13 protein-coding genes are annotated in these 11524 nt (G+C 55.0%); 2 read left to right on the forward strand and 11 right to left on the reverse strand.

Annotated elements, in window-relative coordinates:
* Positions 1 to 4: 4 nt before the first annotated feature.
* Positions 5 to 589: a YqaA family protein gene (locus SIB88_RS18500; RefSeq protein WP_101248172.1), complete on the reverse strand. Its 585-nt coding sequence runs from the start codon at positions 587 to 589 to the stop codon at positions 5 to 7.
* 97 nt (positions 590 to 686) lie between these two features.
* Positions 687 to 1154, reverse strand: a complete 468-nt coding sequence (locus SIB88_RS18505; protein WP_114114354.1) for a hypothetical protein — start codon at positions 1152 to 1154, stop codon at positions 687 to 689.
* A gap of 227 nt (positions 1155 to 1381) precedes the next feature.
* On the opposite strand from SIB88_RS18505, the gene SIB88_RS18510 reads away from it, so the two are divergent.
* Positions 1382 to 1885, forward strand: a complete 504-nt coding sequence (locus tag SIB88_RS18510) for a Dps family protein (RefSeq protein ID WP_068517290.1) — start codon at positions 1382 to 1384, stop codon at positions 1883 to 1885.
* A 74-nt stretch (positions 1886 to 1959) separates the two neighbouring features.
* Positions 1960 to 3339: a diacylglycerol/lipid kinase family protein gene (locus SIB88_RS18515; protein WP_101248173.1), complete on the forward strand. Its 1380-nt coding sequence runs from the start codon at positions 1960 to 1962 to the stop codon at positions 3337 to 3339.
* A gap of 56 nt (positions 3340 to 3395) precedes the next feature.
* Here the strand turns inward: SIB88_RS18515 and ftsY are convergent, their stop codons facing one another.
* From ftsY to rpmH, 9 genes are all read right to left on the reverse strand, one after another.
* Complete coding sequence (gene ftsY, locus SIB88_RS18520) at positions 3396 to 4331, reverse strand: signal recognition particle-docking protein FtsY (protein WP_068517292.1); 936 nt, start codon at positions 4329 to 4331, stop codon at positions 3396 to 3398.
* Positions 4328 to 5584: a tRNA (N(6)-L-threonylcarbamoyladenosine(37)-C(2))-methylthiotransferase MtaB gene (gene mtaB / locus SIB88_RS18525; protein WP_068517293.1), complete on the reverse strand. Its 1257-nt coding sequence runs from the start codon at positions 5582 to 5584 to the stop codon at positions 4328 to 4330. The genes ftsY and mtaB overlap by 4 nt, the downstream gene beginning before the upstream one ends.
* Positions 5585 to 5795: 211 nt before the next feature.
* Positions 5796 to 6821 (reverse strand): GGDEF domain-containing protein, encoded by a 1026-nt coding sequence (locus SIB88_RS18530; protein ID WP_412558769.1) that lies wholly within the window; start codon positions 6819 to 6821, stop codon positions 5796 to 5798.
* A gap of 196 nt (positions 6822 to 7017) precedes the next feature.
* Positions 7018 to 7947: an acetylglutamate kinase gene (gene argB / locus SIB88_RS18535; RefSeq protein ID WP_068517295.1), complete on the reverse strand. Its 930-nt coding sequence runs from the start codon at positions 7945 to 7947 to the stop codon at positions 7018 to 7020.
* Between the two features lie 37 nt (positions 7948 to 7984).
* Entirely contained in the window at positions 7985 to 8647 is a 663-nt protein-coding gene (gene yihA / locus SIB88_RS18540; protein ID WP_114114343.1) for a ribosome biogenesis GTP-binding protein YihA/YsxC, read from the reverse strand.
* A gap of 72 nt (positions 8648 to 8719) precedes the next feature.
* Positions 8720 to 10432, reverse strand: a complete 1713-nt coding sequence (yidC, locus tag SIB88_RS18545; protein WP_068517296.1) for a membrane protein insertase YidC — start codon at positions 10430 to 10432, stop codon at positions 8720 to 8722.
* Between the two features lie 45 nt (positions 10433 to 10477).
* Entirely contained in the window at positions 10478 to 10789 is a 312-nt protein-coding gene (gene yidD, locus SIB88_RS18550; RefSeq protein WP_101248177.1) for a membrane protein insertion efficiency factor YidD, read from the reverse strand.
* Complete coding sequence (gene rnpA / locus SIB88_RS18555; RefSeq protein ID WP_068517297.1) at positions 10786 to 11247, reverse strand: ribonuclease P protein component; 462 nt, start codon at positions 11245 to 11247, stop codon at positions 10786 to 10788. The genes yidD and rnpA overlap by 4 nt, the downstream gene beginning before the upstream one ends.
* Positions 11248 to 11251: 4 nt before the next feature.
* A complete protein-coding gene (rpmH, locus tag SIB88_RS18560; protein ID WP_007091264.1) occupies positions 11252 to 11386 on the reverse strand; it encodes a 50S ribosomal protein L34 in 135 nt (44 codons plus the stop codon).
* Positions 11387 to 11524 lie beyond the last annotated feature (138 nt).

Genomic DNA, 11524 nt, shown 5'->3' on the forward strand with positions numbered 1-11524 from the left:
GGACTTATTTTCCGGGAACGGAAATGTTTTTGGGTTTCTTTCCTTCGAAAATGCGGGCGATTCCCGCGCCGAATCCCAAAACCAGTGCCCACAATCCGTAATATCGCAAGGCCCGCGATATCGTAATGGCAATCAGAAAAAGCCAAACCGGATAGGACGCGGCCCCGGCTGCCAATGCGGCAATCTGCATGGGAACGGGTGTGACACTGACCAGAAAGACCAGCCAGAACCCGCCATCTTCGAATTTCGCCTGAAGTTCATCAAACTGTTGCTGACTGCCCATCATGTCGATCAGGGGCTGGGCCAGATCATCAAATAATGCCCAGGCCAGGAAATAAAGCCCGACCGCGCCGGCCACACTGCCAGCCAAGGTCACCGTGGCGACGATAAAGCCGCGTGCACGCGATGCCGCCATCACCGGGGCAATCACGATTTCAATCGGAATCGGGATGATGGTTGTTTCAAGAAACGACGCCCCGGCAATACCGGCCAGTCCCTTGCGCCCGGCGGCAAGTTTTGCCAGCCGTTCCTGGGCTGCACGGAAAAAATCCCCGAGCCGTCCGAAAGAACGATTTTGATCGCTTTTCAAGATGATGTCCTTCCTGCCGCACAAAAAAGAACAGCCCGCCCAAAACGGGCGGGCTGTCACCCTCGGACGTCAATCGCCGAGTTCAGGTTGTGACGTCTTATTCGGCGGACTGACTGTCCGAGATGGCTTTCTGCGCATTTTCAAGCGCGTTCAGCGTATCGCGTTTGACGTCTTCCCACGTATCTGCCGATGCATCCTTGGCCGATGCCATGGCATCGCTCAACTCGTCGGTAGCGCTATCCCAGGCTTCTGCCAGTTCATCAACAGCGTCTTCGCTGTCATCTTTCACACGGGCAGACACGTCGTCATACTGATCACCAAGCTGGTCGGATTTTTCATCGACCCATGCCAGGAAATCTTCTTTCTGTTCAAAGGTGAAGTCTTTGGCTTCTTCATACTGGGCCGCAATCTTGTCGCCCAGCTTGTTGGCGTCCGACTTCATTGCATCATCGGTCTTGATCGTGCCCGATGCGTCGGTGGCATTCGCCGAACCGGCATAGGCCGGAACCGCAACACCCATCGACATAAGTACAGTACCAATCATCAGCGTTTTCTTGCTCAACATCACAACCTCCTTATTCATAATAGGCAGCACAATTACTTGCGCGCTGCTTACACTGACAAACGGATGGTGCAAAAGAATGTTCCAATTATGGTCATTTTATTTCATGGAACTTTTGAAAAAGGCCAACGTTTATATGGTCAAAGCGGCCCCGCCAAATCGCAATAAGGCACATGACATATATATATCGTGCCGATGCGGGGGCGCCTCAAAACCAAAGGAGTTTTAAAATGGCACATAGCAGTATGCAGACCGTTGCAAAGGAATTTCCCGTCGAAACCGGCGTGAACCGCAAGGATCGCCGCGAACTGGCCACGATGCTGACCCAGATCATTGGCTCGTCGCACGTACTCTATGCCAAAATGCGCGGTGTTCACTGGAACGTGGTCGGCCCGGCCTTCTATTCGCTGCATAAAATGACCGAAGAGCAGTATGAAGACCTGCATGCCGCCATTGACGATATGGCCGAACGTATTCGCGCCATCGGCTTTGCTGCACCGACCGGCCTTAAGGAAATGATGGAAAATTCTGTCATTTCTGATCAGGATAAGCTGCTTGAAACCAATGACATGGTTGCGGAGCTTGTTGATGACCACGAAAAAATGGCCCGCCTGATCCGTGACGGCGTTGCCGCAGCCGAGGAAGTCGATGACGTAAAAACTGCCGATCTTCTGACCGAACGTATCGGTGTGCATGAAGAAGCAGCCTGGATGCTGCGCGCAACGATTTCCTGATACATATATTATGAACCGGCGCCATCAGGCGCCGGTTCACCCCCGCCCTTCTCATCTTGTGAAAGTCCATTGCCGTGAAAAGTTCCGATCTGACCGGTAAGGTACATTTGCTGTTAACCCGCAAAAAGTTGCCTGATGACTGGCGTACCAATGGCGCAGAACCCCTGCGCACCGTGTTCGAAGATGCCGGTTATCAGACCGATCTTACGCTGTGTGACAATCCGGATGATATTTGCAAACACCTGAAATCCACTGCCAAACCCGGTGACATTGTCGCTGTGGGTGGCGGGGATGGCACCATCAATGCGGTTCTTGAAACCGTGATTGAAACCCGCACCGTTCTGATCCCCGTACCACTTGGCACGGCAAACGACTTTGCGCGGACCCTTGGCCTGCCCGATGATCTGGTTGATGCCGCGCGCGCTGCCATTCACGGTCAGATCAGGATGCTGGATGTCGGACGGGTCAATGACCACAGCTTTATCAATGCGGCCAGCATCGGTGTTCCGGCCGATGCGCGCAAACGGATCAATCCCGATCTTAAGCGTACCCTGGGCGCAATCAGCTATGCCGTTGCCAATTGGCAAAGCTGGCACGAAATGGATCCGCTGGATCTGACGATCACCTGCGGCGATGAGAAACCGCAAAAAATGAAGCTGCGCCAGCTGACCATTACCAATGGCCGGTATTTTGGCGGCGGCCTGCGTCCGAGCGAATCCAAAAGCCCGGAAGACGGTCTTTTGCACATGTTTGCCATTCGCGACAGTGTCGACACACTTAGCGGTCTTGATATCGCCGCCGAACTTTTATTTGGCTCGGTCGATAACAGCAGCTATGCGCTGACCATGGAATGCGACGACATCACGATCGAGGGCGAAGATGGCGCGCCGATCCTTGCCGATGGTGAAATCATCGGCAAATTGCCGGCCCGCTTTACCCTGCGCGCCGGTGCGCTGCCGGTTTTCGCCCCGAACAGCTATGTCGCTGAAGAAAACCGCAATCGCAGCGACATGCCCGAAACCATCGACCAGCAAAACGAAATCAATGATGTCGTGCGTGACACGGTTGATTTCACCTTGCGCCTTGAAGCCATCCTGCCGGTTGTTCATGACGGCCAGCTCAAATCGCTTTGCCATGACAGCACGCGCACATTGCGCGACCTGTATCGTCAGCTGGAATTAAGCTTGCGGCCCTTCGGGATCACTGCACCGTCACCCGATCCGGATTTGCACAGCCTTGAAGAACTTCGGGACCGTGTGATGGAGTGGCTGTTTGACAATGCCGACCAGCGCCTTGCAAACGGGCTTGATCACCGCGCAAAGGAACTTGCAGCCGAACTGGACCATCTTGACCAGAATGCATTGCCAGATGACCTGAAAAAGCCGATTGCGACCCTGACACAGGAAATCGCAAATTTCCGAAAGTCGATCGGCGACATCATCGCGAAATTCTGACGCAAAAAGGCAGCCCCGCGGGGCTGCCTTTTGATTTGGGAAACAGTGCGGTTAAATCAGTCCGAAAGCCCGGCCAGACTGCGGGCGAATGATTTGGCCTCGAACGGACGCAGGTCTTCGGCCGCTTCGCCAACGCCGATGGCATGAACAGGCTTGCCGAATTTTTCAGCCAGCGCGACGACAACACCGCCCTTGGCCGTGCCATCAAGTTTGGTCACGATCAGGCCCGAGACATCGGTCGCCTCGCCAAAGGTTTCGACCTGGGAATGGGCGTTCTGACCGGTCGTTGCATCAAGCACCAAAAGCGTGTCATGCGGCGCACTGTCATCACGTTTCTTGATCACGCGAACGATCTTTTTAAGCTCATCCATCAGATGGGCCTTGTTCTGAAGGCGACCGGCAGTATCAATCAGCAACAGGTCGTAACCTTCGCGCTGGGCCTGATCGATCGCGTCAAAGGCAAGGCCAGCGGCATCCGCGCCGGTATCGCGCGCAATCACCGGGCAATCGGTGCGTTCGCCCCAGACCTTAAGCTGCTCGACCGCGGCCGCACGGAATGTATCGCCCGCCGCCATCATGACCTTGAGCCCCTGATCCTTATAGGTCTTGGCAAGTTTGCCGATCGTTGTGGTCTTGCCCGATCCGTTGACCCCGACAACAAGAACCACATGCGGCTTCTTGGTCGCATCAATAACCAGCGGCCTGGCAACCGGATCAAGGATTTTGGCGACTTCGTCGGCGATGAATTCCTGGATTTCGGCGGAATCAACTTCCTTGTCGAAACGGGTTTTGGCCAGTTCCGCGCTCAGCTTTGCAGCGGTCGTAACACCCAGATCCGATGTAATCAGAAGATCTTCGAATTCTTCAAGCGCATCGTCATCAAGACGGCGCTTGGTGAAGATATCAGCAATCCCGGTGGTCAGTTTTGAGGAGGACCGCTTCAGCCCGTCTTTCAGGCGGCTAAACCAGCTTTTCTTCCCCTCTTCACTCATCCCACAAGCTCCGCTATCAGTTTTCCATCTTCAAGGCCGGTTACCTTGGCCTTGGCTATTGAGCCCGGTTCTATCACGCGATCAAGCAGAACGGGAGCAAAATGCTCGGTATGGCCGGTATTTTCCTTTTCGACCAACACATTCTCGATCATGCCGATGCGTGATTGCAGGAATTTGTTGAGCTGAATATCACCTGCTTCGCGCAGTGCGCTTGCCCGTTCCTTGCGCAGGTCCTTGGGCACCTGGGGCATCCGTGCCGCCGGGGTCCCCGGACGTGCGGAATACGGGAAGACATGCAGATAAATCAGACCGCACTCATCAACCAGACGCAGGGTATTGTCCGCCATTTCGTCAGTTTCGGTCGGGAAACCGGCAATGATATCGGCCCCGAATGTCACATCCGGGCGCAATTGCCGAACTTTTTGACAGAAATCGACCACATCCTGACGCAGATGGCGGCGTTTCATGCGTTTGAGCACCATGTCATCGCCTGCCTGCAAACTGATATGCATATGCGGCATCAGACGCGGTTCGGTTTCGATCAGACGAAACAGGTCTTCGTCCACCTCGACCGGGTCAATTGATGAAATGCGCAAACGCGGCAGTTCGGGCACCTGTGCCAGAAGCCGGCGCGACATCTGGCCCAATGTCGGCTGCCCCGGAAGATCGTGCCCATAGGACGTGATATCAACCCCGGTCAGGACGACTTCGCCATACCCGTTGGCGACCAGTTCGCGCACCTGGCTGACAATTTCCCCCATCGGCACAGAACGTGAATTTCCGCGTCCATAAGGGATAATGCAGAAGGTGCAGCGGTGATCACAGCCGTTTTGAACCTGTACGAAGGCGCGTGCGCGGCCCTCGAACCCCGAGACCAGATGACTTGCCGTTTCTTCGACCGACATGATGTCATTGACGACAACGCGTTCATGTTCGGGCATCAGGAACGTTTCGGCCTTCATCTTGGCGTCATTGCCAAAGATGCGGTCGATCTCGGTCATTTTGGCGAATTTGTCGGGATTGACCTGAACAGCGCACCCGGTCACGAAGATCTTGGCATCGGGGTTTTCCCGGCGCAGGCGGCGGATGCTTTGCCGCGCCTGACGTTCGGCCTCGGTCGTAACCGCACAGGTATTGATAATGATCGCATCATCAAGGCCGGCATTTTTGGCATGGTCGCGCATCACCTCGGATTCATAGGTGTTCAGGCGACATCCAAATGTAACTACGCGCGGCTCTTTGGTGCTTTGCATTCTGCGATCTGCTGTTGGTTCGGGAAACTCTGCGCCTGCGCAACATTGATGATGACTGCAAGTGCGGAACGCCCGGCACAGTCATCAGACCATGCCGGGCGCTGGTTACATACGCTTTTGAACGCTTCAATGCAAGTCTGCCACCGTCATGGCACACATGCATTGAAACGCAAAACCACGCCCATTGCCCCAATCGACAGTAGAACCCGTGTCACTCGGCGGCGAAATTCCGGTTCCGACCATTCTTCTTGGCGCGATAAAGGGCACTGTCGGCACGATCAATCAGCTTTGCCCCGCCTTCATTGGCGATATATTCCGCAGCCCCGACCGAAATGGTCATCTGGCCATAGGATGTCCCGGAACTCTTGGCCTTGATTTCGCGTGCAGCGATGCGTTTGCTCATATCTTCGGCCAGTGCCATGGCATCGCCAAGCGGCGTCTGGGGCAGCAGGATGGCAAATTCATCACCGCCATAACGCGCAACAATGTCACGCCCCTTGATATTGGCCTTCAGCATCGAGGCAATCAGAACCAGAATTTCATCCCCGATGCGATGCCCGAACCGGTCATTGACCGATTTGAACTGATCAAGATCGACCATCATCACACAAAACGGTTCGGGATGATCAGATGCATCATATTCCGCCGCCAGCAAGGTCAGCTGTTCTTCGAAATACATGCGGTTGGACACCCGCGTCAGGCCGTCGGTATAGGATCGCTCTCGGGTTTCATCGAGTTCACGTTGCAACATGGCAACGCGGCTCAGATAGCTATCAAGGCGCTTGTGCAAACCGTCGATTGTCTGGCGCATCTGATCGGTTTGATCGATGACCTCGGTCAGGATCGGGCTTAGTTCACGATGATCCTTAAGGGTCGCAAGTGACCGGCCAAGAAGATCGCCATATTTGCCAAGACCGGCACGCGCCGTACTCAGACATTCGTCGCTGTTTTCCACCAGCTCGGAAAAGTCTTCCATGCCACGTTGCAGGAAATCGGCAGCCTGACGGTCAAAGATATAACGGTAATAAAGCTGAAGCAGGGTGTCTTCGGCAAGTTGGTCGCCGCTGGCCTGGACCGCATCAATGACGCGCAAGATTTCGGGATTTTCTTCGGCGAAATAGACGAACCATACATGGTACAGCTCTGGCGTGGGGCGCAGGCCGCGCTCGCGCAGAGCCCTTAAAGTCGCATCCGCACATTCCCAGTGACGGGTTATCTGTTGGTCCGTCGTCGTCACCACGGTTGCTCCGGCTCGTTTTCGGTAATCATGTCAATGCACTACGCCAGAACGGCGTAAATCTGCGCATCAACATATCACGGAACCCGATATCCGTCGCGGGAAACTATACGAAAGTGGTGGTTCATTGCAGGGATCCGGTCCCGTCCGTCCGGCTGATCATTCAAGCCAGATTGACAGGACCGGTACCCGTTGATCAGTTCCCGCGGATCATGGTTCCGGCACCGCGTTCGGTGAACAGTTCCAGCAACACGGCATGGGGGGCACGCCCATCGACAATCACGGCGGCCTCGACCCCGTTCTGTACCGCATCCATGCAGGTTTCGGTTTTCGGGATCATGCCACCCTGAATGGTGCCATCGGCAATCATCTCGTTGATGTGGTCGGTATCGGCATCCCTTACAAGGTTTTTGTCCTTATCAAGAATGCCCTTCACATCGGTCAGCATATAAAGACGACGCGCACCGACCGCCTTGGCAATCGCCCCGGCCGCCGTGTCGGCGTTGATGTTATAGGTCTGACCATCCTCGCCAACACCGATCGGTGAGATGACCGGGATAATGTCGGTATTGATGAAGCAATCAAGCACATGCGGATTGACCTTTGCCGGTTCACCGACAAAGCCCAGATCAAGCACCTTTTCGATATTGCTTTCCGGGTCGCGCTTGGTCCGGGTCAGTTTGCGCGCCGTGATCAGATGCGCATCCTTTCCGCACAGACCGACACCGATGCCGCCAGCGGCATTGATGTTGGAAACGATTTCCTTGTTGATCTTGCCGGCCAGAACCATTTCGACAACGTCGATGGTTTGCTGATCGGTTACACGAAGACCGTCGACAAATTCCGACTGGATATTGAGCTGCTTGAGCATCTGGCCGATCTGCGGACCACCGCCATGCACCACGATCGGGTTCATGCCGACCTGTTTGAGCAACACCATATCCTGGGCAAACAGGCGGGCCAGTTCCGGGTCACCCATCGCGTGGCCGCCATACTTGATCACGATCGTCTGACCGTTAAATCGTCGCATATAGGGAAGAGCCTCGGAAAGGACTTTGGCACGTGCCAGCGTCCGGTATGCGCTGGATTCCGATTGATCTTCTTCAGAACGGATTTCTTCGTTCATCTCACTTCCCCATAATTAAGCGATGAACCTGACGATGTTACAGCAGCGTGGATATTTCTGCCCGCAATTCCGCAAGTCCGGTATTCTTCTCACTTGATGTCGCAAAAATCTGTGGCAAGGCGGCCGGGTGTTTCACCAGGGCATCGACCACTTCCTTGATGCGTTTTTCAAGCTGTCCCTTTTTTAGCTTGTCCGACTTGGTCAGCACAACCTGATAAGGCACCGCTGACTCATCAAGCAGCTTCATCATGTCCAGATCGGCCTTTTTGAAGCCGTGTCTGGAATCAATCAGCACGAACACACGACGCAGGGTCACACGCCCGCGCAGATACTGTTTGATCAGTGCATGCCAGGTATCGACGATATCCTTTGGCGCCTGGGCAAAACCATAGCCCGGCAAATCGACGACATAGCACGCGCCATCCAGATCAAAATAGTTCAGCTGCTGGGTACGTCCCGGTGTGTTTGACGTCCGGGCAATGTCCTTGCGGCCCGTGATCGCATTGATCAGGCTGGACTTGCCGACATTGGAACGTCCGGCAAAACAGATTTCTGTTTTTTCCTCTGGCGGCAACTGTTCGAGCTGCGCCACACCAAGAACGAAGTTAACCGGGCGGCTAAAAAGCTTCCGCCCGGCTTCGATTACTGAGTCTTCATGCTTCGGAATAGCAGTATCCGAGGGCAAATTTTCTTGTGTCATTGTCATTCCTTCCCCGAACTGGCGGGGATTTTCCCCCGAAGGGAAGATAAACCCGTAAAGGGTAGATGGGGGTTAAACCCCCATCTTGTACATGATGTAGCGCTGCTGAATGATCGACAGCGTGTTGTTCCATGCCCAGTAGATCACCAGACCAGCCGGGAAACTTGCCAGCATGAAGGTAAAGATGAACGGCAGGAACATCATGATCTTCGCCTGGGTCGGATCGGCCGGTGCCGGGTTCAGTTTCTGCTGCAGATACATGGTAAGACCCATGATCAGCGGCCAGACACCAATCATCAACATCTGGGGCGGATCCCACGGGATCAGGCCAAACAGGTTGAAGATCGTGGTCGGATCCGGTGCAGACAAGTCCTGGATCCAGCCAAAGAACGGCGCATGGCGCATTTCAATGTTCACAAACAGGGTCTTATACAGTGCAAAGAAGACCGGGATCTGAACAATAATCGGCAGACAGCCCGAAGCCGGGTTGATCTTCTCGCGCTTGTAAAGCGCCATCATTTCCTGCTGCTGACGCTGACGGTCATCCTTGAACTGTTCGCGCATCGCAGTGATTTTCGGCTGAAGCTTTTTCATCGCACTCATGGATTTGTACGACTTGTTCGCCAGCGGGAACATCACGGCCTTGACCAGAACCGTCAGCAGAAGAATGGCAACGCCGAAGTTGCCAACCAGATGGTTGATCCACTGCAGCATTTCAAAGAACGGAATGGTCAGGAACCAGAACCAGCCAAAGTCGATCGCACGGTCCAGAAGCTTGATCGAAAATTCATCCTGATATTCGACCAGCAGGTTGTATTCCTTGGCACCGGCAAACAGGCGGCTTTCCGAGGATGCAGACGCACCATCGGCAACCGTGCGGGCCGAACCAAGGTAATCTGTCTGGAACTTGTCGGTATTGTTATCGATATGGTGGCTAAAGCGCGTGGTCATCTGTTCATCAGATGCCGGCGCCAGCGCGACCAGCCAATATTTGTCCGAGAAACCAAGCCAGCCGCCGGTGGTTGTTTCTTCAACCGCACCATCATCGGCAAGGGAATCGTATTTGTATTCCTCAAGGCTGCCATTGATGACGCCGATCGGGCCTTCATGCAAAACGGCAAAGCCCGACGTATGGGGCATGCCCTTGCGCGAGATCAGGCCATAGGGATGCAGGGTAACTTCCGCACCGCTATTGTTTTCGACCGACTGTTTGACGGTGAACAGATAATTCTCGTCAATGGCGATTTCACGTTTGAAGGTCAGGCCCGCACCGTTGTCCCAGGACAGGACAACCGGGGTTTCCGAGGTCAGCTTGTCGCTGCTTGCCGTCCAGCGGGTGTCGCTGTTGGGAAGGGCGATGTTCCTGTCAGCGCCGACCCAGCCGAATTCGGCGAAATAGGCATCATCGCTGCCGGTCGGGTTCAGAACATGGATCAGCGGGCTGTCGGGTTCTTCGGTCTCGCGATAATCCTGAAGCTGGATATCGTCGATCACGCCGCCAACAAGGCGAATCGAACCTTCGATGCGTGGGGTATCAATCGCGATGCGCGGCGATTTCGCCAGTGCATCTTCACGTTTGACTGTCGGCACTGCCGGTCCACCGCCCGGTACACGCGGTGTACCGTTTGATACCTGCGGCGTGTTGGTGCCGTTTGCATCAAGCTGTTCACGAACTTGCGCCTCGCGAACCTGGGTATCAGGCTCCGGCGCAAAGAAGAATTGCCACCCGATAAGAATCACAACTGCCGATGCAATTGCCACCCACAGGTTACGTTGTTCGTTCATCGCCTCTTTCCGCTTTGCTCAGCCAGCACGCGCCGACCGCTTATTCTATTTACATGACGAAAGCGCCGGGGACCGGTTTTCACCATCCGACGACGCTTTGTTTTGTTCGCAGCCACATCCGGGCACGGGATCATAACCATGACCACCCCATGGATGGCAACGCATTATCCGTTTAAATCCCATCCAGCCGCCTTTTATTGCCCCGTGACGGGCCAATGCTTCTATCATAAATGCCGAACAGGTCGGCTGATAGCGACAGGACCACCCGATATAAGGCGACAAAAACAGCTGGTAACCGCGAACAGCGATTTGAAGAAGACGGGCTACGAAACCGGGTGCGGGCGTCCGGGAGGTCATTTTGACTGGCCTCCTGCCTTTGTCTGGGCACTGGACGGATTGCCACCGCGTCCCTTGCGGGGACGGCGCGAATCCGGTGCTGACGGTTTGGCATCAGGAACCCGACGCAGAGCAAACTTCATATCATCAATCAGCTTGTCAAACGGCCGATCAATGGTTTGGGCACGACCGATCACGACATAATCCCAACCGGGTAATGCGAGTTCGCTCATCAATTGCTCTGCCACAGCACGCAAACGCCGCCGAACGCGATTGCGGACGACGGCCTTTCCCACCTTTTTGGTGACGGTAAATCCGACTCGTGCGAATCGATCTTCACCGGCGTATTCTGTATCCGGCTTGATCCCCGGGCGCGGTGCGCCCTGAAGGATCAACCCTTGTGTAACCCATTTTCGGCGGGTGCCCGCAACACGGAGGAATTCCGCACGCTTTTTAAGGCGTTCCACCGAAATGGTCACAACATTAGGCCGACAGACGCTTGCGGCCCTTGGCGCGGCGTGCGGTCAGCACACGGCGGCCACCGACGGTCGCGCTGCGGGAACGGAAGCCGTGGCGGCGTTTCCGTACGAGTTTGCTTGGCTGGTAGGTGCGCTTCACTGCACTTACTCCGTTCTAAATAAGGTAATCCGATAAAATTCGAGGTCCGCTGTATAGGGCTTCACACAATGGCTGTCAACTCGTGACAGGGTGATTCCCCCCAGAAAACCGGCAATGCCGCCGGGATTTCGTCCCGAC

The sequence above is a fragment of the Thalassospira sp. MIT121401 genome, assembly GCF_047125595.1.
GTDB lineage: Bacteria > Pseudomonadota > Alphaproteobacteria > Rhodospirillales > Thalassospiraceae > Thalassospira > Thalassospira povalilytica.